The organism is Vibrio sp. YMD68 (genome assembly GCF_029958905.1).
GTDB lineage: Bacteria > Pseudomonadota > Gammaproteobacteria > Enterobacterales > Vibrionaceae > Vibrio.
In genome coordinates this window covers 3,218,915-3,243,426 of sequence record NZ_CP124614.1, presented here as the reverse complement: position 1 = coordinate 3,243,426, position 24,512 = coordinate 3,218,915, and the positions used below count along the sequence as shown (strand labels likewise).

The window sequence follows — 24,512 nt, the reverse complement described above, 5'->3', positions numbered from 1 at the left end:
TCATTTTCAGTCTTGCATTATTTGAACCCAGAGAGGGGTTCGTCTGATGTTCAAAGAATGTCTCTTCACCAACGACCATCAGAAAGGGGCTGCTCAGAAATGACGAGGCTTTTTTCATTTTCAGTCTTGTATTATTTGAACCCAGAGAGGGGTTCGTCTGATGTTCAAAGAATGTCTCTTCACCGACGACCATCAGAAAGGCTGATCAGAAATGACGAGGCTTCTTCGCTTCCAATTTGGTATTTTTACGCGCCTATTTTCTTCTGAATATCTCTCTATTTTTGACGTTAATCACACCATAAATTGCTGCGTTAACTAACCTATATTGTTCCTTAAACAAGGATGGCCTACTTAATTATCACCCTCACTTTGGTTGGCTTGTTGTTTTTTAATGTGACCTAAATCTGGTTATTTCACCTACCTTAATTGCATTATCTGGTTGATGTTTCTGTTTTGTTAATTTTAAATCGTATATTGTTCTTGGTGAATTATTCAGTGTCGTGTTTTTATTATCTACGGATTTGATATGAGCTTTTAGTGTATAGTGCTGATATGTTCAACGCTGGTGCGGTATGCACTAAATTGGTATTACCAATATTAAATGCAATGTATCCGCATAACTATCTACACACATTGCTTCTTATCTGTTCAATATCGACTTTTTATCCTCTATTTGTTGCTTTTCTGTGAGTTTTTTGCCAAATTGATGCCCTTGTTAATTGTCAGAATAATATACTGACAAGAATGGATTCAATTTGTATCAGTATGTTTGCGCGTAATACTGGTATCAGACAGGGCAGAAAACTGTCAAAGCAGTAGAGGTCTGATAAATGTCGCTATTAGAAGTTAAAAACCTTCGTATTGAGTACCCGTCTCGTCATGGGGTGCACGCTGCGGTTAAATCACTTTCGTTCAGTATTGAGCGAGGTGAGATTGTGGGTGTTGTTGGTGAATCTGGAGCCGGTAAATCAACCGTAGGTAATGCCGTTATTGATCTGCTTAGCCCTCCAGGCTTGATCGCCGATGGAGAGGTGTTTTTAGATGGAGAAAAGGTTTCAGGCCTGACTCCCGAGGAGATGCGAAAAGTTCGCGGGTCGAAGATTGGTTTCATCTTCCAAGATCCTATGACCTCACTCAATCCTTTGTTTACGGTTGAGCATCAGCTAACCGAAACCATTCATGCCAATATGAAAGTAACGGATGAAGAAGCGTATCAACGTGCTTTGTCTCTTATGAATCAAGTGGGTATTCCGCAACCGGAAAACCGCTTGAAGCAATATCCTCACCAATTCTCTGGTGGTATGCGTCAGCGTGTGGTGATAGCGATCGCTCTAGCGGGTGAGCCGGATTTAATCATTGCCGATGAGCCGACAACGGCACTGGATGTTTCCATTCAAGATCAGATTCTCACTCTTATTCGCGATCTTTGTATTGAGAAAAACGTAGGTTGTATGTTGGTAACGCACGACATGGGCGTGGTTTCTAACGTGACGGATCGTGTTGCGGTTATGTACCGGGGTGACTTGGTTGAGTTTGGCCCAACGGACAAAGTGCTGGGTAATCCTGATCACTCGTATACGCGAAGCCTTATTTCTGCCGTTCCTCGTTCAGATAGAAAGCTCGATCGCTTCCCGCTGGTGAGTTACATCGAAGAAGCCCATGAAATGGCGCCGCTTGATGTGAAAAACCACTGGTTGGGTCAAAGCCAGGATCACCGTGACTACACGGGCTCATTATTGAGCGTTGAAAACGTTAACTTACGCTTTGTGACGAAAGATTCGTTATTTGAAAGTCGTCGTGAGTTTGTACAGGCATCAAACAACGTGAGCTTTGATGTTATAGAGGGTGAAACCTTTGGATTGGTGGGCGAGTCTGGTTCAGGTAAGTCGACAATTGCACGTGTTATTGCTGGTCTATACGCACCAAACTCAGGCAAGGTATCGTTTGAAGGCATAGACTTAACCGGGCTGAAATCTGAGAAAGAGCGTCGTCCTCTTCGTCGCCAAATGCAGATGGTGTTCCAAAATCCATACACCTCAATGAACCCACGTATGAGGGTGTTTGATATCATAGCAGAGCCCATCCGTTTCCATAAATTGACTCGTAACGAAGCCGAAACTCGTCAGATCGTTCATGATCTCCTTGATCATGTTGGTTTAGGCCAGATGGCGGGTGTGAAGTATCCACATGAATTTTCGGGCGGTCAGCGTCAGCGTATTTCTATCGCTCGTGCACTGGCGACACGTCCTCGCTTACTTATCTGTGATGAACCTACTTCCGCATTGGATGTGTCTGTTCAAGCTCAAATTCTAAACCTACTGAAAGACCTGCAAGATGAGTTAAATCTCACCATGCTGTTTATCAGCCATGATTTACCGGTAATTCGCCAGATGTGTGATCGCGTTGGTGTGATGCAAATGGGTAAATTATTAGAAGTGGCGCCAACAGAGCAGCTGTTTAACAGCCCTCAGCACGAATACAGTAAGCACCTTATTTCCTTAATGCCTGAATTTACAGGTTTAAGAGAAGACGCTAAAACGGCATAAGTCGTTTCGAATGCCTTTTGAGTGGATACACATCACTCATTGGCATCGAAAAACCAAGTTTGTTTGAACATACAAGCTTACTTGGACACAAATAGCAGATGCAAACACAACAACAGGGAATGTGATTCCCGCATAAGGAGTTATGCAATGAAAACCATGAAAAGCAAACTAGTCGTCGCAATGATGGCTGCTGGTCTTAGCCTTAGCGCTATGGCTGCAGATATTACAGTTGCGTATGACGCCGATCCAGTATCATTGGATCCGCAAGAGCAACTGTCTGGCGGTACAATGCAACTGTCTCACATGGTGTTTGATCCACTAGTACGCTTTAACCAAAATATGGAATTTGAGCCACGTTTGGCAGAGTCTTGGGATCGTGTTGATAACGAAACCATGCGCTTCAACCTTCGTAAAGGTGTGAAATTTCACTCGGGTAACGATCTGACGGCTGATGACGTAGTTTGGACATTCCAACGCCTTAAAGCTTCTCCAGACTTTAAAGGTATCTTTGCACCACTTCTATCGGTGACAAAAGTAGACGATTTCACTGTTGAAGTGAAAACAGATGGTACTTACCCTCTGATTGAAAACGTTGCAACTTACATCTTCCCAATGGACAGCAAGTTCTACACGGGTACCACAGCTGACGGTAAAGACAAAGCTGAGCTTGTGAAGCACGGCAGTTCATTTGCATCGACTAACCTTTCTGGTACTGGCCCATTTGTTGTAAAAACACGTGAGCAAGGCGTACAAGTTGAATTTGAACGTTTTGACGGCTACTGGGATACACAATCTCCAGGTAATGTAGATAACATTAAACTTGTTCCTATCAAAGAAGACGCGACTCGTGTTGCTGCTTTATTGTCGGGCGGTGTTGATATGATTGCTCCTGTTGCGCCAAATGATTACAAGCGAATTCAAGATGCGGATAACGTTGAACTGTTCACTATGCCTGGTACGCGTGTTATCACGTTCCAAATGAACCAGAACAGTAACCCTGCATTGAAAGACGTTCGTGTTCGTCAAGCGATTGTGTATGCGACTAACAATGAAGGTATTGCTAAGAAAGTCATGAAAGGCGCTGCGACGGCTGCAGGTCAGCAAAGCCCTGTGGGTTTCTCTGGCCACAATGAAGCACTTGTGCCTCGTTATGACCTTAAGAAAGCAAAAGCTCTGATGAAAGAAGCAGGTTACGAAAATGGTTTCTCATTATCAATGATGGCACCAAACAACCGTTACGTGAACGACGACAAGATTGCTCAAGCAACAGCGGCAATGCTGTCTAAAATCGGCATCAAAGTGGATTTGAAAACCATGCCTAAAGCGCAATACTGGCCTGAGTTTGATAAGTGTGCAGCAGACATGATGATGATCGGCTGGCACCCAGATACAGAAGATTCAGGTAACTTTACTGAATTCTTGGCAATGACGCGTAACGCTGATACAGGTAAAGGCCAGTATAACTGTGGTCATTACTCAAATGCAGAAGTTGATGCATTGGTAGAAGCTTCAAACAAAGAAACTGATTTAGCAAAACGTGGCGTTATGCTAAAGAAAGTGGAAGAAATATTGTACAACGAAGCAGCGTTCGTTCCTCTACACTGGCAAGATCCATCATGGGCTGCTCAGAAAAATGTAGAAATTGGTCCTATCATCAACGGCATGAACTTCCCTTACTTTGGCGACCTAGTTGTTAAGTAATTGAAGATGTCAGCACCCAATCTGTGTCGATAAAGACACCGATTGGGCGCTGATTATTATTTTGGGTGCTTAACTTTGTTTCAGTCGAGTTAGGTGCCGTTTTTCAGGCTGAAATCTTTCATTTTTTGAAAGTCATGGAAAGTTATTAAAGGGGCAAGGGATGTTTACGTTTCTGGTCAAGCGCCTGTTTCAGGCACTGATAGTGATGTTTGTGATCAGTTTAGTGGCGTTTGCCATCCAAGATAATTTGGGTGATCCGTTACGCGAACTTGTTGGGCAGTCGGTTTCCGAAGCTGAACGTCAAGTTATGCGAGACGAGCTAGGTCTGAATGATCCCTTCATTACAAAATATACGCGCTTTATTGGCGCCGCCTTACAAGGCGATTTAGGTACATCTTACTTCTTCAAACGACCAGCTGTTGATGTCATTTTAGATAAGCTGGTCGCCACATTAGAGCTCGTTTTTGGTGCGTCTCTAATCATTGTCTTCTGTTCGATTCCTTTGGGTGTGTATTCGGCCATTCACCCGAAAAGTGTCTTCACGAAAGCGGTCATGGCATTCAGTAGTATTGGTATATCCGTTCCTGTTTTCCTTACTGCGATCATGCTGATGTATGTCTTTTCGATTGAACTTGGTTGGTTACCTTCCTACGGTCGAGGCGAAACCGCGAATGTACTAGGTTGGGAATCGGGTTTCTTTACCGTTGATGGCCTTCGCCATCTCGTGCTGCCATGTATTTCTCTTGCATCGATCATGCTGCCATTGTTCATTCGATTAGTTCGCTCTGAAATGCTTGAAGTGCTGAGCTCTGAATACATTAAGTTTGGTAAAGCTAAAGGCTTAGCCCTGAATAAAATTTACTACCAGCACGCGTTGAAAAACACCATGTTACCAGTATTGACCGTAGGTGGTGTTCAGATCGGTACCATGGTGGCTTACACCATTTTGACTGAAACCGTATTCCAATGGCCAGGAACAGGCTTTTTGTTCTTGGAAGCCATCAACCGTGTTGATACACCACTTATTACCGCTTACGTTATTTTCGTTGGGCTAATATTTGTTGTGACTAATACAATTGTAGACTTGCTCTATGGTGTGATTAACCCAACTGTAAACTTAACGGGCAAGGGGTCTTAAAGATGAATGAAGTAACCGCAGCTCCGAGTCGTTGGGAGCGTTTTAAAAATTCAGACATTGTTTACTATTTCTTGCGTGACAAAGTTGCCATGACGAGCTTTAGTATTTTCATGGTGTTTTTGGTGCTCGCGTTGGCCGCACCAATTCTATCGCCTACCGATCCTTATGATCTCTCTTCCATCGACATTATGGATTCAGAACTTCCACCTTCTTGGATGGAAGATGGGGATGAGCGCTTTGCACTTGGCACCGATGAGCAAGGCCGTGATATTTTATCGACCATTCTATACGGTTCACGTCTATCGTTGACCATTGGCTTTTTAGCCGTGGGCTTACAACTGACGTTAGGCATCATTATTGGTTTGTCAGCGGGTTACTTTGGTGGCCGGATTGATAACTTTTTGATGCGTTTTGCTGATGTTCAGCTCTCTTTTTCAACCATGATGGTTGCCATCATTGTCTCCGCCATTTTCAAAGCAAGCTTTGGTAGTGACTTCTACAGTCAATATGCGGTAGTGATGCTGGTGGTGATTATTGGTGTGGCTGAGTGGCCACAGTATGCCCGTACCATTCGTGCATCAGTATTAGCGGAAAAGAAGAAAGAGTATGTCGAAGCCGCACGCGTAATGGGCTTTAAAGCGCCACGCATCATGTTCCGTCATATCTTGCCGAACTGTTTGTCACCGATTTTAGTTATATCAACGGTTCAAATAGCGAATGCCATTATGTCTGAGGCGGCACTGTCGTTCCTAGGGCTTGGTCTTCCTGTCGATCAGCCGTCACTTGGTGCATTAATCAGTATCGGTTTTAACTACATCTTCTCGGGTGCTTGGTGGATTACGGCTTTCCCTGGTTTAGTCCTTATTACGCTTGTGTTGGTGATTAACCTATTGGGTGACTGGTTACGTGATGTATTCAACCCTAAAATCTACAAAGGGTGATCAGAGCCGATTGATTTTTTTCTGAAAATCTAACTAAACTAGAGCCGTAAACTATTACGGCTCTTTTTTTGCATTCAATTTAAGCTATTCCAGCCCCAACGAGCCAATCAAGGCACGACGATTTAAGGTTAATAGAAGTATGGATACGACGTTAGTAATCAAACCTAGAATGTTCGGATTGAAACTCCTAAGCATGGCCGTCATGGCGTTACCACTGGCATCACAGTCCGTGTCTGCAGAAGAATTTTTATGTGATGCGACGCAAGCCTCGACTAATGAACTGCCCGTCTTGGATAAGAGTTGCCCTATTGGAAAAGGGTTATGGGGCAATCAAAAACCGAAAGGGGCACAATCGAGCTATTGGATTCAGTGTGGTGTGCTATCAAAACCTCTTTCATTAGCGAAAGCCAAAAGTATTTATCAACATATCTCAACCGATGTTTGGTCAAAGCCTGAAGATAAAGGATATCGGTGTCTTATCGGGCCTTATGATGACTTTTCAAACGCGCGTGCAGAGCTTGCGAAAGTGAAGACGGAGCCAGCGTACAAAGAAGCGTTTATTCGCGAGGTGATCAAATCTAAGCAAGCAAGTAACCCTAAGCAAGCAAGCAACACTAAGCCAAGTAAAGACACACAAAACAAACCCGCACCCAAAAAAGAACGTACCGTAGCCGCTAAGCCATCAGCGACAGTGGCCGCTCCGGTTATCGCGTCAGTCGTCGCAGAAAACTCGACACTTCAAGAGACCCGGGACACTGAAAAGGTCGTGACTCGCTTAACCGCTACTATCGATGGACTAGAGTATCGAGTCCCTTACACCAATGACCAAGACGGTCAATTTTATATGGAGCATGGTTTGCCTTGGAACCGCTTGGATTACATCGCGGCGACCGAAGTGTGTGATGCCATGAGTATGCGTTTACCGTTAGAAAAGGAATGGGAAACGTTACTGGCAGCCGAAATCATGCTTGATAACAATTGGCCGATGCACTTGCCTTATTGGGGATACGAGAAAAAAGGGCTATTCACCAGCGGAAAGGTCAGCCAGTTAAAAGGAACCTCTCTTTTGAATATTGTGTGTGTAAAATAATAAGGTAAGGAGCTACGACGGTTTATCGCTACCCACCTCTTTGGCTAATTGAAGGTATTTGCTTTCAACAAAGTCTTTCTCTTTGCTGAGGCGTTGCATCTGCTGTTGGGTTTCTTCTAGCTCTTGTTTCATCGCATCGACATTGTCATTACTGCCGCCTTGTTCAGCCTGCTGTTTGTATTCTTCAATCGTGTTAAGCAATTGCTCTTTTTCGGTTTGATACTGAATGGCGAGATCCTGGAACCCTCCTGCTTCACTAATCTGAATATATTCTTGTTCAAGTTTCTCAAAATCTTTTTCGAGAAGGGCATTTTGTTCACGCAAACCTTCGACCGTATCGGTTTGTGAAAATAACTTTTTCTTCGTGATTTGTAATCCTTTGACGCTTTTATTCAAATCTCCTTTGAGCTTTCGAATGAGCTTATGGGATTTATTCAGCTTAAGATTTAAATCATCAATGGAAGCTTGCTCCTCTGCACTCACATGCTGGGCGGTAGAGCTTCGCAGCAGTGCCATTTGGCTTTCCAATGCCTGTTGCAGTTGAATCAAGTCAGTGAGTGTGTCGTTGTTCTCTGAAGCATAATTAAGGGCGTTGTCGACGGATTGTTGGCACAGATGCAGAGTATTGTCATCGATGCCTTTGCTTGTGCTTGGTTTGTTGAACCCGTGCGCAAATTTTCGAAACTCTCGAATGATGAGGAGCAGAATAATGAACCAACCACTCAGAATCACCAAGCCAAGATCAATGGCGAGCATCCCGAGTATTTCTTCAGTCAGTAAATCCGTTATCGACATATTATTCACTTATTGCAGTGGCTTGCTTAACAGGTAAGTTTAGTCGTTATAAAAATTTGTGCCTATACTTTGAACAGGTTACATCGAGGAAGATGAAAGTTTGTGAAGGTTCTAATTGTTGATGACAGTAAAGCGACGTTGGAAATTGTCCGGCGGTCACTTGAAAAATACCCGTATATGCGCTTATCGATCAATAAAGCCGATAGTGGTGCGGACGCGTTGGTGCTGGTGGAAGAGTGGAAGCCCGATATCCTCTTGACCGATTGGTACATGCCAGGGATGACGGGGCTAGAGTTGATTGAAATCGTCACCGAACGCAATCCAGATATCAAGACCGCGATGATAACCATGGTTGATGATGAGCAGCTGATTGTTAAAGCCCAGAATGCAGGCGCGTTATTTGTACAGTCGAAACCGTTTGAGGATGAGGACTTACATCATCACCTTCGCCCTTTAACCACGACGATAGGCGACAAAGGCATGTTGGGCGAACCAACGGAGTATCAAGGCGACCTTGCCCTTCCACAGTCTCTCAGCTTGAAAAGCACATGCAGCGTATCGTCTCCGATGATATGACGCTGTATATGATCCACCCTCAAGAGTTTGATGAGACTAAACTGCCATGCTTGATGGCAATGTATGTGGATAGTGAAACTCAAAAACCCAAAACTATCGCTTTACTGGATCTGCAAGCCATCTGCTTATTTGCCAAAGGGAATAAAAAACTGACAGAAAAAGACTTTCAGCATGCCCTTGAGAGTCGGGTTGTCAGTAAAGAGATATTAGACTCGTGCCATAAAACCCTCACCGATACAGCCTTAGCCTTTTTAGATAACCGGACCAAAAAAAGCTTACGTTTAAAAAGTGTCAGTTTGTTGCCTCACACATTTGAAAAACTCGAAAAATTGTTTGCAAAGGGTCCCGAAGAGAGAGTGGATTTTTCGTGTGAAATAGGAGGCTCCGAGCAAGGAAAAGTGACATTAGTCGGGTATTAGTCGCGTTAAGTTGTTAATGTGAAATTGCTGATGATAAATAAGAAAAGGGTCAATGGATTCGTCTTTGAACCTTTCACTTATTGTCACGTCTTAGCTCAGTGAGCAGTGAGCGTTCTTCGGTATCGAGTTCCCTTTTCTATACACTATTGTAAAGGTAGATAATGCAAATTCCTGACGTCGTATATGGTTTCTATTTTGACCAAAATGGAGACACCCAAAAGATTGCACCCGACTCAATAGTGAGTATTGATAGACCACACTGGCTTCATTTTGATTACACCTCGGAAGCGACCATCGAATGGCTCAGAGAGCACAGTCAACTTAACTCGATTGTGATTGATGCGCTTCTCAACGAAGAGACGCGCCCAAGGACAACGGTGCTGGGTGAGGGGTTATTGATATCACTGAGGGGGGTAAATTTGGCGGCAGGCAGTAACCCAGAAGATATGGTCTCTATTCGTTTATGGGTAACAAAAGACAAAGTAATCAGTACCCGTCGCCGTAAGTTGCTTTCAACGCTAGATATTGCCAATGAGTTTGAACGAGGGAATGGGCCCACTTCACCACCGAAGTTCGTTATCGATTTGACCGAGAAGCTTATATCAAGAATGAGTGAAACCATTAATGAGATAGAAGAAAAAGTGGCGGATATTGAAGAAAATATCATCACATCGACCAATTATAGTTTGCGTAATGATCTCTCTGTTTTACGTCGGCAAATTATCTCTTTAAGGCGGTATTTAGCGCCACAAAAAGAAGCGATGCTGCAACTGCTCAGTGAAAAAGTCACTCTGTTTTCTGCGGAAGAAAAAATTCAACTACGGGAAACGCTCGATCATTTGGTTCGCTATATTGAAGATTTAGATTCGATAAAAGACCGAGCCGCGGTGAGTCAAGAAGAGCTGAGTAATCGCCTTGCTGAGCAGATGAACAATCGTATGTATGTGTTATCAATTGTAGCTGCGATTTTCTTACCCTTGGGCTTTCTGACTGGGCTGTTAGGGATCAATGTTGGTGGTATCCCCGGCGCAGAAAATAGTGCTTCTTTTGCTATCTTCACATTACTGTTGGTGGGTGTCGTCGCCATTCAAGTTTGGATTTTCAAAAAGAAAAATTGGTTCTAACCAAAAGCTAGATCTCGACACCTGGAAATAAATGCAGGGCCTGCTCTATCAGGTCTACTTTATGGCTTTTTGCGAGATAAATGGCATAAATTTCACGAGAATAGATAGGCGCATCTTCAACAATAAACAATCGATCGTTTGAGACATATTCAAACGCCATTTGTTTAGGCAAGTAGGCACTTCCCCCTGCATCCAAAATAAAGTTTAACGCCACCCTAGGTTGATTGATGTGGTGTTTTGCTGCCCCAACATCTTTAAAGGCCCGTGTATGCTGGCTATTCACGGATTCACCATAATCGACCACGATGTAATCATCGAGCAGTAAATCTTGGTACTGGGTATTTTGGTGTGTGGTGACTAAGTACAAAGGGACCGTTGCTACCTTTTCAGTTTTCATATCGTCAATAAACGGAGGTTCGAATAGAAACGCCACATCCATCAAGCGATTCAACACATTTTTCCGAAGCTCGGTAGGTGAATAGGTACTTGTGTACAAGCTCACGTCATCAATATTGCGATGGATTTTCTTTAGCCACCCTTGAAGTACGATATCCCAAATGGACATCACTGAGCCGATCACCAATTGATGAGCGTCATTTTCGGCTATACCCACATCTTGCTTGGTTTTATTCCACATGAAAATCATGTCGTTGGCGTGCTTAATCATGCGATGACCTTCTGCGGTCATTTTTAAGTTCTTTTGGCTGCGGTCAAAGAGCAATACCCCCAACTCTTCCTCAAGTAATTTGATTCTTGCACTCACCGCTGACTGGGTTAAATATAAGTTTTCGGATGCGACTCTAAAATGCAGCGTACGCGCTACTTCCAAAAAGGTCGTCAATAGTTCGATTTTCATACATAAATCCCTCGTCTAATCGATTTTTTTGATTAAACCGATAATTATTTATCGTTTTATTGTTCTCTGTGCCCACTATACACTCCCTGAAAATCAAATCACTAGCCAACTATACGCAGACTAAAAAGGCACATTCCATGAAAATAGCCATTCTTTCAAGAAACCCAAACCTCTACTCAACTCGCCGACTAAAAGAAGCGGGCGAAGCCATAGGACATGAAGTTGATATTATCGACACCTTGCATTGCTATATGGATATTACGAGCAGCCGCCCAACCGTACGATACCACGGTGAAGAATTGCCGATGTACGATGCGATTATTCCTCGTATCGGCGCGTCTGTGACTTTTTACGGAACCGCGGTTGCGCGACAGTTTGAAATGATGGGCACATTTAATGTTAACGAATCGGTGGCAATCAGCCGCTCTCGTGACAAGTTGCGTTCATTGCAATTGTTATCTCGTAAAGGCATTGGTTTGCCAAGAACGGGTTTTGCCAGTAAGCCCGACAACATTAAAGACTTAATCAAGAACGTGGGTGGCGCTCCGGTCGTGATTAAGCTTTTAGAGGGAACTCAAGGTATTGGGGTGGTATTGGCCGATACAGCAAAAGCGGCAGAAGCCATCATTGAAGCGTTCATGGGGCTGAAAGCGAATATCTTAGTGCAAGAGTTCGTTAAAGAGGCGGGTGGTGCTGATATTCGTTGCCTCGTTGTTGGTGGCCGAGTGGTTGCAGCAATGAAACGTCAGGGCGCAGAAGGCGAATTCCGCTCAAACTTACATCGAGGCGGCTCAGCTGAGGTGGTTAAACTCACCAAAGCGGAGCGCGAAACCGCTGTTAATGCAGCCAAAGTGATGGGGTTGAATTTCTGTGGTGTCGACTTACTTCGTTCTCAAAGTGGCCCAATGGTTATGGAAGTGAACTCTTCACCAGGGCTTGAGGGCATCGAAACCGCCACAGGAAAAGACGTGGCGGGCATGGTCTTTAGCTTTATTGAGAAAAGCGCGAAACCGCACCACAATAAAACACGCGGCAAAGGTTAAACACTCACAGAAAAAGGTTAAGAGCTTGGTCATTAAACTACCGGCTCTTTAACCCTATGCGGTCATTAAGTTTCTATCGTCATGGTTACACGGATATTGAGAACATTATGCACACACTAAGAATTGGTGAATTTGAAATACTGCCCGGTGAACAGCGTAAAATTGAGTTACCTGTTGCGAAACTCTATACCGATGCCAATGTGTCATTACCTATTTATATCATTCGCGCTAAAAAGCCTGGCCCGACTATTTTTATTAGTGCTGCGGTTCATGGTGACGAGCTCAATGGTATTGAAATAATACGGCGCCTAATCAGCCAGAGAAAGTTCAAATTGACTCGTGGCACAGTGATCGCCGTGCCAATGGTGAACGTGTACGGTGTGGTCAATCAAAGCCGGTATATGCCTGATAGACGTGACCTTAACCGATGCTTTCCTGGTTCAGCTAAAGGCTCTCTCGCTGGTCGAGTCGCGCATATTTTCCTCAATGAGATCGTTAAGCATTGTGATTATGGTATCGATTTGCATACGGGAGCGATAAACCGTTCTAATCTACCGCAAATTAGAGCGAATTTGTCTGATCCAGAAACCAAAGAGCTCGCGCTAGAGTTTGGTGTACCGGTAGTATTGAACTCGAATATTATCGACGGATCTTTGCGTGAATCTGCGGTGAAGAATCAAACCAAAGTTCTGCTTTATGAAGCAGGAGAAGCGCTGCGATTTGATGAATTTTCAATTCGAGCGGGTATGAAAGGGATCGTGAATGTACTCAAGCATCTAGGCATGCTTAGAAAATCCCCGAGTTCAAAAAAACTCAGAAAAGAGCCCTTTATTGCTAACGGCAGTCAATGGCTGAGAGCGAATGCCAGTGGTATTGTGAATCATAAGGTTGATCTTGGTGAACAAGTAGTAAAAGGCGATGTGTTGGCCGAAATTGGCAGCCCTTATGGCGATATTATCGACAAAGTGATTGCCAGTCGTTCCGGCATTATTATTGGCCAGCAAAATATCCCCTTAGTACAAGAGGGTGAAGCGATGTTCCATATCGCGTATTTTTCAGAAGACGATGAAGATATTGCAGAGCATATCGAAAACGTTTTAGATAATTTACTCCCAAGCAAAGAGGCTTAATACACCATGCCAAAAACAAAAAAAATCGTTATCGGTCGATTGGAGTCGATTGCGCTTCCTGACTTGTCGATAGAAAACATGCACGTTCGTGTTGATACTGGTGCAAAAACCTCGTCATTGCATGTTGATAATATTGTGAAGATAAAAAAGAACGGTAAACCGCACGTAAGCTTTGATATCCACCCTGACGCTCATAATGTTGATACAGTCGTGAGTTGTGTTGCAGCGATTAATGACATTAGAAATGTAAAATCGTCAAATGGTGAAGTTGAAGAGCGTTACGTCATAAAGACATCCATGGTGTTAGGCGAGCATACTTGGCCGATTGAAATTACCTTAACGGATCGTTCTGATATGAGTTATTTGATGCTCTTTGGGCGTGAAGCAATGGGCGAACGTTGTTTGGTCGATCCTTCTAAAGTGTTTATCGGTTCGTAACCTCAGTGGTGAAGGAGTCGTCGGTGTTTGAAGAGATAAAAAGCGTATTAGCACATAATGTTGTAACGGTATCAGGCGAGCCCGTGTCTCTGGGTGACATTTTGCTGATTCCGGCGGTATTGATCATCGGGTTTGTCGTGACTAAATACGCAATACGAGCCATTACAAGACGATTGACCAGCAAAAAAACAGACCCTAATGTCATACATTTATTGCAACGTGTTTTGTATGTCATTGCAATTGGCATACTCATCATTACAACGTTGGACTTTATAAATGTGCCAATCACGGCCTTTGCTTTTCTTTCCGGAGCAATAGCGATTGGTTTTGGTTTTGGCGCTCAAAACATCATTAACAACTTCATTAGCGGTTGGATACTCATGTGGGAAAGGCCGATACGTATTGGTGATTTTCTTGAAGTTGAAAATGCCAAGGGAGTTGTGGAGCAGATAAATACGCGCTCTACACGTATTCGTCGTGTGGATGGTGTCCACTTACTGATCCCCAATAGCAAACTGCTAGAGAATACCGTGGTGAACTGGACGTTAGTGGACAGGCTGGTTAGAACGTCGGTTCGTATTGGGGTTGCCTATGGTTCACCAGCGAAAAAGGTCGCGGATTTAATTTTACAAGCCACGACTGAGCAGAAAGAGGTATTAACGAACCTGCCCCATTTGTCTCTTTTGAAGACTTTGGTGATAATGCACTTATCTTTGAAGTGATTTATTGGATAGATTCACAGGTTGAAGGTGGCTTGCGCCGCAGTCGAAGTCAGATCCGATTTAGATTGGATGAGCTATTAGAGCAAGAGGGTATTGTCATCGCATTCCCTCAGCGAGATGTACACATCGACGGCTCGATAAAGTTAATCCAGTAAACGGTTCATGGTTGAATGATAAAAAAGGGCTTAAGTGAAAACTTAAGCCCTTTTGCATTGAATCGTTGAGCGTTGTTCGATCAGCGCATCGTCACAAATTCTTCGCTACCCGTTGGGTGAATCGCCACGACCGCATCAAAGTCGGCTTTGGTTGCGCCCATCTTCATAGCAACAGCAAAACCTTGGATCATTTCGTCTACCGTAAAACCAATACCGTGTAGGCCCACGACTTTTTCATCTTCCCCTGCGCAGACAAGTTTCATCTTACAAGGTTGACGATGCTTTGTTACCGCGGTGTACATCGCGGTAAAGCCAGAGGTGTAGACTTTTACGTTCTCTTTGCCGTATTGTTCTTCCGCTTCTTGAGTCGTGAGACCAATGGTGCCGATAGGTGGGTGGCTAAAGACAACCGTTGGAACAAGATCGTAATCCATTTTGGCGTTGGTTTGGCCATTAAACAGTCTTTCAGACAGGGTACGACCGGCTTTCACCGCAATAGGAGTCAGCTCGATACCGCCTTCCATGATGTCGCCAACACAGTAGATACCTTTCACATTGGTCTCTTGGTACTCATCAACTTTGATGTAACCGCGATCGTTCGTTGCAACGCCTGTCGCTTCAAGATTGATAGCATCAGTCGCTGGGTGACGGCCAATAGCCCAAATCACTTCATCGACATTTTGGCTGTTGCCGTTCTCTAGGTGAAGGGTCAGGCTGCCATCGGCTTCTTTAGTCACTTCTTTTGGAACAGAGTTGGTGTGAAGCGTTGGGCCTTCGGTATTCATCACTTCAACCAATGTTTCAATGATCATTGGGTCAAAGCTGCGAATAGGGGTTTCTTTACGGCAGAATAAGTGCGTTTCTGTTCCTAGTGCGTGCAGTACGCCTGCAATTTCAACAGCGATGTAGCCGGCACCAATCACCGCGACGCGTTTAGGCTGAGCATCAAGTTCAAAGAAGCCGTTAGAATCGATTCCGTATTCAGCACCTGGGATGTTTGGAATGGTTGGACGGCCACCGACAGCGATCAGAATATGATCGGCTGTGTAGTGTTCACCGTTCACTTCAACCGTTTTGGCGTCGACACCTTCTTCAGTAACAAAACGCGCAAAACCTTTGATCACATGAACTTTATTGTTACCCAGAACGCGATCGTAAGACTGGTGAATGCGGCCAATGTACGCTTGACGGCTCTCGACCATCTTATTCCATTTAAACTCTTTCAGTTCTACATCAAAGCCGTAATCTTCCGCATACAAGTTAATGGCTTCAGCAACTTGAGCGCCATGCCACATGACCTTTTTAGGAACACAACCAACGTTTACACAAGTTCCGCCAAGATCTTGAGCTTCGATAAGTGCGACTTTGGCACCGTGCATAGCGGCGCGATTCGCAGAGGCAATACCGCCAGAACCGCCGCCGATACAGATATAATCAAAATGAGTTGCCATTATTCTTCCTTTCTCTAATTTATTATAAGTCTTTATGTTCGAGTGAATGATTTCATACCAATTACTCTGGCACAATCCAATCGACTTTAACGTGTCCTGTTGCTGGTGCTATCGCCTCTTTTAAGAAAGGTAGAATTTCTTTCATTTGGCTTTCCAGCTTCCATGGAGGGTTGATGACAATCATACCCGATGCGGTCATTCCACGCTCATTGGTATCCGGTGAAACCCCTAATTCAATTTGTAAAATATTGCGAATGCCAAGCCCTTCCAGCCCTTCAATCATATCTTCAATATCACAGCGATTCACCACAGGATACCAGATCGCGTAAATCCCTGTCGCCCAACGCTTGTGGCTTTGAGCAATGGCCGTGACCACATCTCGATACTCTTTAGCAAGTTCGTAAGGAGGATCAATTAAGACTAAACCGCGACGCTCTTTGGGCGGTAGACTGCCTTTTAGGCGTTGAAATCCATCTTCTTTATAAATTCGCACCTGGCGATCACGATGAAACTCTTGCTCCAGCAGGGGATAGTCGCTCGGGTGCAGTTCGGTCAGTACCATGCGGTCTTGAGGGCGTAGGTGAGCACGGGCAACACAAGGCGAACCAGGGTAATAACGCAGCGTGTCACCCTCATTCAATTGTTTGATGGCGTCGAGGTAGCTTTGGATATCTTCAGGGATATTTTCTTGTGCCCAAAGACGCGCAATACCTTGTTTGTACTCGCTGGTTTTCTCTGACCATTCGTGAGTCAGGTCATAACGGCCGACACCAGAATGCGTGTCGTGATAGACAAATGGCTTCTCTTTTTGTTGTAAGGCGTTCAGTATTAAGCTCTGAACGATGTGCTTAACAACATCGGCATGGTTGCCGGCATGAAAACTGTGGCGATAACTTAGCAAATTAGACTCTCAAACACTCATCGGTAAAGTGCGCATAATTGAAATATACTGTTAAGAGGATTATACGCCACTATTGAAATTTCCATAACCTACCTATATTTAGTATTTACTATAAATAACAAATTTCGAGATCAGCACACTTGCTTTGTCTCTTACTAATTAGCTTCACCGTCAAAAGGATTGCTTATGTCGAACCCGCTATTAACTTTCACTGATTTACCTCCCTTTTCTCAGATCAAGCCTGAGCATGTAAAGCCAGCCGTTGAACAATTGATTGCTGATTGCCGTGAGAAAATTGAACAAGTCTTACAAGACAATAGCAACCCTAGTTGGCAAAATCTGATTGCACCGATTGAAGAAGCCGACGATAAGTTGGGTCGTGCATGGTCGCCAGTGAGCCATTTAAACTCGGTAATGAACAGCGAAGCGCTTCGGGAAGCGTATGAAAGTTGCTTACCGATTTTATCAGAATACGGCACATGGGTCGGTCAGCACAAAGGGCTGTTTGAAGCGTACCAGCGTATTCAGGCGAGCGATGAGTTTGACACCCTGACGCAAGCGCAGAAAAAGTGCATCACCAATTCATTGCGCGACTTTGAGCTTTCTGGCATTGGTTTGCCAGCGGATGAACAGCACCGCTACGGTGAAATTAGTAAGCGCATGTCAGAGCTGGGCTCCCAGTTCTCGAATAATGTCCTAGACGCAACAATGGGCTGGAGCAAGTTGATTGCCGATGAGAGCGAGCTTGCGGGCATGCCAGAATCTGCCATTGCAGCAGCGAAAGCCGCGGCAGAAGCGAAAGAGCTTGAAGGGTACTTGCTGACGCTAGATATACCGTCGTATCTTCCGGTCATGACGTATTGTGATAACCAGGCGTTGCGTGAAGAGCTTTACCAAGCTTACGTGACTCGCGCGTCTGACCGTGGCCCGAATGCGGGTCAATGGGATAACACTGATCTGATTGCCGAGCAGCTGAAATTGCGCCACGAAATTGCTCGTATGCTCGGGTTTAATACCTTCAGCGAAAAATCATTGGCGACTAAAATGGCAGAAACGCCAGAACAGGTGCTTGGTTTTTTGAACGACCTAGCGGTTAAAGCCAAACCACAAGCGATGCGAGAAGTGGAAGAGTTGCGTCAGTTTGCGGCAAAAGAGTTCGGCGTCACAGAGCTGAACTTGTGGGATATCGCTTACTACAGCGAAAAGCAGAAGCAGCATTTGTTTGAAATTTCAGATGAAGATCTTCGCCCATATTTCCCTGAATCGAAAGCAGTCAGTGGTTTATTTGAAGTGCTTAACCGTGTGTTTGGCATGACAGTAAAAGAGCGCCAAGGTGTCGATACATGGCACGAATCGGTTCGCTTCTTCGATATTTTTGACGCTAACGAACAGCTTCGCGGCAGTTTTTATCTTGACCTGTATGCACGTGAGCACAAGCGTGGCGGGGCATGGATGGATGATTGTCGAGGACGTCGCATGACTGAAAGTGGTGAGCTGCAAAGCCCAGTTGCCTATCTAACGTGTAACTTCAATAAACCGGTTGGTGATAAGCCTGCGCTGTTCACCCACGATGAAGTCGTTACCTTGTTTCATGAGTTCGGCCATGGCATTCATCATATGCTCACTCAGGTGGATGCGGGCGACGTGTCGGGTATTAACGGTGTGCCTTGGGATGCGGTTGAACTACCAAGTCAGTTCTTAGAAAACTGGTGCTGGGAAGAAGAGGCGTTAGCGTTTATTTCAGGTCACTATCAAACCGGTGAAGCGTTGCCAAAAGCGATGTTGGATAAAATGATGGCAGCCAAGAACTTCCAATCGGCCATGTTTATCATGCGTCAGCTTGAGTTCGGCCTATTTGACTTCACACTCCACACGGAATTTGATCCTGAGGTTGGTCCACGCGTTTTAGAAACCTTGGTCGAAGTGAAATCAAAAGTAGGTGTATTACCAAGCCTTGAGTGGAATCGTTTCTCTCATAGCTTTAGTCATATCTTTGCGGGTGGCTATAGCGCCGGTTACTACAGCTATTTATGGGCGGAAGTGTTGTCATCGGATGCATTTTCTCGTTTTGAAGAAGAAGGCATCTTTAACAAAGAAACAGGAAAAAGCTTCCTGAATAATATTTTAGAAATGGGTGGCAGTGACGAACCTATGACGCTGTTTAAGCAGTTCAGAGGACGTGAGCCTCAGATCGATGCCATGCTAAGACATGCGGGTATTGAAGCTTAATGCCGATATTTTAAAACTTAGGCTGATTGCTCACTAAATAAAGAGCGCAGTCTGAAATGAGACAATAGACCGAAAAAGCCACTCTTTGAACATCAGAAAGAGTGGCTTTTTAGTGTTAACAACAGTGGACGTCTTGGCGCTGTATCAGCGGCGTCATTAAGGCGATCAATCGGCGAGTTTTTGTTTCAACCATTTGTCGATAGAAAGTGGCCCCGCTCCCCAAACCACCACAATAAGAATCATCAGTCCCCATAACTGGTGGTCATAGAACCCACGTTCCCACAGTAAGGGGTAAGAGACAACGGCGACGATATTAAACACAAATAATACCGCGGCCATCGGTCTTGTGAATAAGCCTAGTGCGAAGAAAATAGGAAGAATGAGTTCAGCCGCAGTCCCTGTGTAGGCAGCCAGTTCCCATGGCAATAGCGGGACCACATATTCGTATTCAAACAGATACAAGGTACTTTCCCACGATGCTATTTTCACCAAACCTGAATTGAAAAAGACCCAAGCAACCCAGAGTCGGCAAAACAGCAGCAGTAATGGAATAAACACGCTTTGTAGCCTAGCGATAAGCGCATGGTACTGGTCAATAATGGTGGTTATTTGATTACTCATGGTGCTGCTCCTTAGGGCTGGCAATAGTAAAGCCCGCCACTAGATTTAGGCGTATCAGTTGTTCAAGGTGAGTCAATAGGGACGTGTCAATTTCCGCTAGCGTTGTCTTTTTTTGTAAGAGCGCCAGCAGTTGATAAGGTTCATTATTGAGTTTAGTGCTCCAAGCTGCTCCATCAGGATGACAGGCGATCACCCCAACTTCTGGTGTGTGGATATCTAGGTCTTCGAACTGTTCTGTTTGTATGGCGACATTCAATGAGAACACGGCAACGTTCGAAGTAAAATGGGTCACGCCAGGGGCAAGGTGAAACCTGAGTTGGCTGTGCTCATCACTCGATAGTTGAACAAGGTTTGCTAAAGGCTGTAGTGAACGAGAGTCTTGGTGCCGCGAAAAGCATTGCTGTGCAGTATCTAAGCTCCATTCAAAACGAGCGACCTCAGTCAGGTAGGGCGCGGCTTCGATGACTGTTGGAAACTGCTCAATGGTTTGAGCGAACCCTTCACCATAAAACGTCACATCGCCTGACATTAGCGGTTGAGTGAGTACGTGTTGTCGTGCCATTTGCGTAAAGCATTCTTCTCCCACTAACCCTAGAATGTTGGGATAGGTGGCTTTTAGTATTTCGCTAAGGCCAATAATGAAATTATTTCGATAGATTTGCATGCGTTCATCAGCGCTGAAGTGATCGCCTGCAACCAGGCATTCATCTCCGCTCGCTTGATAATGCAACGCTTTCGCAAACTGTTGTTGTACGTGAGCCAGTGACGTGTTCATGAGACCTCCTTGCAAGGAACAGCAGACAACAGGATCTGGTTCGCTTTTTCCGCTTCTTGGAGCAGTCTTTCTGGCGATGGCAAATCGAGGTCCCATTCAATCAATGTATGACGACTGCCGTTTTTTTTGACCCACTGCCGATAAAGCGCCCAAACTTCGTCGCTGACGGGTTGGCTGTGTGTGTCGATCCAAATCTCGCCTTTGTCTAACGGTTTAACCGTAAAGCCTGCCAGGTGGATTTCGTCGACCACATCCGCGTTAATGGCATTTAGGTAGGTTTGGCTGTTAAAACCATGATTAAAGGCGGAGACATGAACATTGTTTAAATCGAGCAGCAATCGGCAATCGGTACGTTTTTGTACCTCGGTGAGAAAGTCCCACTCGGTTAGAGTAGAGTGAGTAAATTTGAGATAGCTTGATGGGTTTTCGATAAGAATTGGCCGCTTGAGTGTATCTTGGACCTCTTGTACGTTTCGACAAAACACCGCCAAGGCTTCTTCGGTATAAGGCAGTGGCAATAGGTCGTTAAAATAGTGCCCCCCGTTTTCGCTCCAGCTTAAATGCTCAGAAACCATGATGGGATTGATTTCATTAACCAGTTGTTTGAGTTGTGCTAAGTGCTGAGTATTCACTCGTTCGACACTACCCAGCGACAGGCCGATGCCATGGCAACTGATCTGATAATCATTCATTAAGCGACGTAAGCTTTGACGAGAGGCTGAATGCGGTTGAAAGTAGTTTTCGCTATGGATTTCAAGCCAATTTAATTCGGGCTTTTGAGCTTGAAAGTAGGTGATGTGCGGGCTTCTTAATCCCACTCCGATGTGATCGTGATAGGTTGTCAAAACGAATCCCTTCCTACTTTTTAATATGTTGGATATAGCGGTTAAATGTTGACGTCGATTATGGCTAGGTCTATCTGTTGAGCAAATAGACCTAGCAACACGAGACTATTGAGCTTTTATGCTGACTCGGTGCTACCACCAGCAAGTTTGCCACACAAGCCTTTCGGCACAACGACGAAGGCATCTTTTTGATTGTCAGCTTTAGCCGTACCCGCACATGAGCTGGTTTTGGTCGCGCAATCATTTTTACCCATTTTAGAAACGCCGTAGCATTTCTCTTTCTCAGCAGCCATCGCAGGTGCAGCCGTAAGCATAGTGCCACCTAAAGCAATAAGACCAGTCACAGCAGCAGTAACAGCAAGATTTGATTTTTTCATTATTATTTCCTCAGACTTTATTGTTAGTTTGGGTCGCAAGCTGTGTTAGCTTGCTTAAGTGAGAAGATAGGTATTCGACACAGAAACTTTCAATTTATTTACTATTTGTTAACGTTTTTTATTTCTTCCATATTTATCCCTTTGATTTAAAGGTTAAAAAACAAACAATTAAATTGTTGGTTTTTGTCTCATCTGACGGTGTTGTTTAGGTTATAATCTCTTTTTATGTATAAATAACCAGTGGCGTAGCGTGATGGACCCTTCCTTACTACTTGATGGCCTTAATGATAAACAACGTGAAGCGGTTGCCGCTCCGCTAGAAAACCTTCTTATTCTTGCGGGGGCGGGCAGTGGTAAAACACGAGTGCTTGTTCACCGAATAGCCTGGCTGATGTCGGTAGAGCAAGCGTCTCCGTTTTCGATCATGTCGGTGACCTTTACCAATAAAGCCGCGGCAGAGATGCGTGGGCGTATCGACGAGTTGATGATGGGCAGTTCATCTGGAATGTGGAATGGAACGTTCCACGGGATCTGTCACCGAATCCTACGTGCTCACTATTTGGATGCAAAGTTGCCAGAAGATTTCCAGATTATTGATTCAGATGATCAGTTACGGTTGCTTCGCCGTTTAATTAAGGCGCAAAATCTCGATGAAAAGCAATGGCCTGCGAAACAAGCATCCTGGTGGATCAATGGCAAAAAAGATGAAGGATTACGCCCTCATCACGTTGATGCCTACCATGATCCCATTGCTAAAACTTACCTGAAAATATACGCAGCCTATCAAGAGGCGTGTGATCGCGCTGGGCTGGTGGATTTTGCTGAAATCTTACTGCGTGCTCATGAATTACTGCGCGACAATAAGTTTATCCGAGAGCACTACCAAGCCCGCTTTAAACACATTCTTGTCGATGAATTCCAAGACACCAATAACATTCAGTATGCATGGCTTCGCATGATGGCAGGGCCTGATAGCCACGTAATGATTGTGGGCGATGATGACCAGTCAATCTATGGTTGGCGTGGCGCCAAAATAGAAAACCTTGAAAAATTCACCCATGAGTTCCCTAGTGTGAACACCGTTCGCCTGGAGCAAAATTACCGCTCCACAAAAACCATTCTGGAAGCCTCAAATGCATTGATCTCCAACAATACCGAGCGAATGGGCAAAGAACTCTGGACAGATGGCGTTGAGGGCGAACTCATCTCGGTGTATTCCGCATATAACGAACTCGATGAAGCCCGCTTTACCGTGAGCAAAATAAAAGAGTGGCAAGAAAAAGGTGGCGCGTTGAATGATGCCGCAATGCTGTATCGAAACAATGCCCAGTCACGTGTACTGGAAGAAGCACTGTTACAAGCGGGTTTGCCCTACCGAATTTATGGCGGCATGCGATTCTTCGAGCGTCAAGAAATCAGAGACGCTTTAAGTTACTTACGTTTGATTTCGAATCGCAATAATGATGCGGCGTTCGAGCGAGTTGTGAATACGCCAACTCGTGGCATTGGCGATAAAACATTAGAAACCATTCGATTCGCGGCGCGTGATCGTGGTGCAACCATGTGGGAAACCTGTGTTGCCTTGCTTGATGAGAAAGTCTTAGCGGGTCGTGCTGCCAGTGCTTTGAGTCGTTTTGTTGAACTGATTGTGGCACTTGAAGATGACACGATCGAGATGCCTTTGCATGAGCAAACAGACCACGTTATTAAGTCATCCGGCTTGTTTGCGATGTATGAACAAGAGAAAGGTGAAAAATCGAAAGCTCGAATTGAGAACTTAGAAGAGCTGGTGACCGCAACACGTCAGTTTGAAAAGCCGGAAGAAGCGGAAGAAATGACCCTGCTAACGGCATTTTTGACGCACGCGGCATTGGAGTCTGGAGAAGGGCAGGCCGATGAGTTTGATGATGCGGTTCAGTTAATGACACTCCATAGTGCGAAAGGTCTCGAATTTCCGATGGTATTTATGGTGGGGGTAGAAGAAGGCATGTTCCCAAGCCAGATGTCGGCTGAAGAAGCTGGACGCTTAGAAGAAGAGCGTCGTCTATGCTACGTAGGTATGACTCGTGCTATGGAAAAACTGTACATCACTTATGCCGAAATGCGCCGCCTGTATGGGCAGGATAAATACCATAAACCATCTCGCTTTATTAAAGAGTTGCCTGAAACGTGTCTCGATGAAGTTAGAATGAAAGCGCAAGTCAGCAGACCAACCAGTGCTGGGCGCTTTAGTCAAACGGTAGTGAAAGAAAGCTTTAATGAGACTGGATTTAGTTTAGGCTCTAGGGTTAAGCACCCTAAATTTGGTGAAGGGACCATCATTAACTTTGAAGGCAGTGGCCCTCAGGGGCGGGTTCAAGTGGCCTTTAACGGTGAAGGTATCAAATGGTTGGTGACGGCTTACGCAAGATTAGAAAAGCTGTAAAACTCCCAATGCATTCTCTTCACATAGTCCCTTGCAATAGGGGGGCTGTAGACAAGCCGACAATTAAACAAGTCCTATAGCATAAACCATATGTTATGGGGCGAGTTGATGAGGTGAGTGGCAAGTAGAAGCAGCCTAGTGTTCAAACTTGCAGTCTAGAGTTGAAATGGGAAGAGAAAAAGATAAAGAAAAACCCCGAGAGCTTGCGCTCGTC

General features: G+C 44.8%; 21 protein-coding genes and 1 pseudogene. 14 read left to right on the top strand and 8 right to left on the bottom strand.

Annotated elements, in window-relative coordinates; all coding sequences use genetic code 11:
• Window positions 1–830 precede the first annotated feature (830 nt).
• The 5 genes from QF117_RS20840 (at window position 831) to QF117_RS20820 (ending at window position 7,416) form a co-directional block, all read left to right on the top strand.
• The gene (locus tag QF117_RS20840; protein ID WP_282388023.1) at window positions 831–2,546 is read left to right on the top strand and encodes an ABC transporter ATP-binding protein; all 1,716 of its coding nucleotides are present in this window, start codon (window positions 831–833) and stop codon (window positions 2,544–2,546) included.
• A 147-nt stretch (window positions 2,547–2,693) separates the two neighbouring features.
• Window positions 2,694–4,247 carry an ABC transporter substrate-binding protein gene (locus QF117_RS20835; protein WP_017033151.1) on the top strand — a complete coding sequence of 518 codons (1,554 nt, stop codon included), beginning with the start codon at window positions 2,694–2,696 and terminating at the stop codon, window positions 4,245–4,247.
• A gap of 160 nt (window positions 4,248–4,407) precedes the next feature.
• The gene (locus QF117_RS20830; protein ID WP_282388022.1) at window positions 4,408–5,385 is read left to right on the top strand and encodes an ABC transporter permease; all 978 of its coding nucleotides are present in this window, start codon (window positions 4,408–4,410) and stop codon (window positions 5,383–5,385) included.
• 2 nt (window positions 5,386–5,387) lie between these two features.
• Window positions 5,388–6,326, top strand: coding sequence for an ABC transporter permease (locus QF117_RS20825; RefSeq protein WP_282388021.1), 939 nt, complete (start codon window positions 5,388–5,390; stop codon window positions 6,324–6,326).
• 139 nt (window positions 6,327–6,465) lie between these two features.
• Window positions 6,466–7,416, top strand: a complete 951-nt coding sequence (locus tag QF117_RS20820; RefSeq protein ID WP_282388020.1) for an SPOR domain-containing protein — start codon at window positions 6,466–6,468, stop codon at window positions 7,414–7,416.
• Between the two features lie 12 nt (window positions 7,417–7,428).
• On the opposite strand, the gene QF117_RS20815 is transcribed toward QF117_RS20820, so the two are convergent.
• Window positions 7,429–8,211 carry a chromosome partitioning protein ParA gene (locus tag QF117_RS20815; protein WP_282388019.1) on the bottom strand — a complete coding sequence of 261 codons (783 nt, stop codon included), beginning with the start codon at window positions 8,209–8,211 and terminating at the stop codon, window positions 7,429–7,431.
• A 102-nt stretch (window positions 8,212–8,313) separates the two neighbouring features.
• Between QF117_RS20815 and QF117_RS20810 the strand changes: the two are divergent.
• Window positions 8,314–9,206 (top strand): annotated as a pseudogene (locus QF117_RS20810) (response regulator).
• Between the two features lie 161 nt (window positions 9,207–9,367).
• Entirely contained in the window at window positions 9,368–10,330 is a 963-nt protein-coding gene (zntB, locus tag QF117_RS20805; RefSeq protein WP_282388018.1) for a zinc transporter ZntB, read from the top strand.
• A gap of 7 nt (window positions 10,331–10,337) precedes the next feature.
• On the opposite strand, the gene QF117_RS20800 is transcribed toward zntB, so the two are convergent.
• Window positions 10,338–11,186, bottom strand: a complete 849-nt coding sequence (locus QF117_RS20800) for a LysR family transcriptional regulator (protein WP_282388017.1) — start codon at window positions 11,184–11,186, stop codon at window positions 10,338–10,340.
• A 137-nt stretch (window positions 11,187–11,323) separates the two neighbouring features.
• Between QF117_RS20800 and rimK the strand changes: the two genes are divergently transcribed.
• From rimK to QF117_RS20775, 5 genes are all read left to right on the top strand, one after another.
• The gene (gene rimK / locus QF117_RS20795; protein ID WP_282388016.1) at window positions 11,324–12,229 is read left to right on the top strand and encodes a 30S ribosomal protein S6--L-glutamate ligase; all 906 of its coding nucleotides are present in this window, start codon (window positions 11,324–11,326) and stop codon (window positions 12,227–12,229) included.
• Between the two features lie 107 nt (window positions 12,230–12,336).
• Window positions 12,337–13,359, top strand: coding sequence for a succinylglutamate desuccinylase/aspartoacylase family protein (locus tag QF117_RS20790; RefSeq protein ID WP_282388015.1), 1,023 nt, complete (start codon window positions 12,337–12,339; stop codon window positions 13,357–13,359).
• 6 nt (window positions 13,360–13,365) lie between these two features.
• Window positions 13,366–13,797: a RimK/LysX family protein gene (locus QF117_RS20785; RefSeq protein WP_282388012.1), complete on the top strand. Its 432-nt coding sequence runs from the start codon at window positions 13,366–13,368 to the stop codon at window positions 13,795–13,797.
• A 23-nt stretch (window positions 13,798–13,820) separates the two neighbouring features.
• Window positions 13,821–14,519, top strand: coding sequence for a mechanosensitive ion channel domain-containing protein (locus QF117_RS20780; RefSeq protein ID WP_282388009.1), 699 nt, complete (start codon window positions 13,821–13,823; stop codon window positions 14,517–14,519).
• Window positions 14,516–14,674 carry a hypothetical protein gene (locus QF117_RS20775; protein WP_282388007.1) on the top strand — a complete coding sequence of 53 codons (159 nt, stop codon included), beginning with the start codon at window positions 14,516–14,518 and terminating at the stop codon, window positions 14,672–14,674. The genes QF117_RS20780 and QF117_RS20775 overlap by 4 nt, the downstream gene beginning before the upstream one ends.
• Window positions 14,675–14,754: 80 nt before the next feature.
• Here QF117_RS20775 and gorA read toward each other — a convergent pair whose 3' ends face one another.
• Together gorA and QF117_RS20765 are read right to left on the bottom strand one after the other, a co-directional pair.
• Window positions 14,755–16,125, bottom strand: a complete 1,371-nt coding sequence (gene gorA, locus QF117_RS20770; RefSeq protein ID WP_282388004.1) for a glutathione-disulfide reductase — start codon at window positions 16,123–16,125, stop codon at window positions 14,755–14,757.
• Between the two features lie 61 nt (window positions 16,126–16,186).
• The gene (locus QF117_RS20765) at window positions 16,187–17,026 is read right to left on the bottom strand and encodes a 23S rRNA (adenine(2030)-N(6))-methyltransferase RlmJ (protein WP_282388002.1); all 840 of its coding nucleotides are present in this window, start codon (window positions 17,024–17,026) and stop codon (window positions 16,187–16,189) included.
• 186 nt (window positions 17,027–17,212) lie between these two features.
• Here QF117_RS20765 and prlC point away from each other — a divergent pair, with 186 nt between their 5' ends.
• Window positions 17,213–19,255, top strand: a complete 2,043-nt coding sequence (gene prlC / locus QF117_RS20760; RefSeq protein WP_282388000.1) for an oligopeptidase A — start codon at window positions 17,213–17,215, stop codon at window positions 19,253–19,255.
• 165 nt (window positions 19,256–19,420) lie between these two features.
• Here prlC and QF117_RS20755 read toward each other — a convergent pair whose 3' ends face one another.
• The 4 genes from QF117_RS20755 to QF117_RS20740 all read right to left on the bottom strand — a co-directional run bounded on the left by QF117_RS20755 (window position 19,421) and on the right by QF117_RS20740 (window position 21,873).
• Window positions 19,421–19,876 carry a DoxX family protein gene (locus QF117_RS20755; protein WP_282387998.1) on the bottom strand — a complete coding sequence of 152 codons (456 nt, stop codon included), beginning with the start codon at window positions 19,874–19,876 and terminating at the stop codon, window positions 19,421–19,423.
• Entirely contained in the window at window positions 19,869–20,651 is a 783-nt protein-coding gene (locus QF117_RS20750; RefSeq protein ID WP_282387996.1) for a DNA-binding domain-containing protein, read from the bottom strand. The genes QF117_RS20755 and QF117_RS20750 overlap by 8 nt, the downstream gene beginning before the upstream one ends.
• Entirely contained in the window at window positions 20,648–21,496 is an 849-nt protein-coding gene (locus QF117_RS20745) for a DUF692 domain-containing protein (protein ID WP_282387994.1), read from the bottom strand. Before QF117_RS20745 ends, QF117_RS20750 begins: the two co-directional genes overlap by 4 nt.
• Window positions 21,497–21,612: 116 nt before the next feature.
• A complete protein-coding gene (locus tag QF117_RS20740) occupies window positions 21,613–21,873 on the bottom strand; it encodes a DUF2282 domain-containing protein (RefSeq protein WP_282387993.1) in 261 nt (86 codons plus the stop codon).
• Between the two features lie 250 nt (window positions 21,874–22,123).
• On the opposite strand from QF117_RS20740, the gene uvrD reads away from it, so the two are divergent.
• Window positions 22,124–24,298 carry a DNA helicase II gene (uvrD, locus tag QF117_RS20735; RefSeq protein ID WP_282387992.1) on the top strand — a complete coding sequence of 725 codons (2,175 nt, stop codon included), beginning with the start codon at window positions 22,124–22,126 and terminating at the stop codon, window positions 24,296–24,298.
• Window positions 24,299–24,512 lie beyond the last annotated feature (214 nt).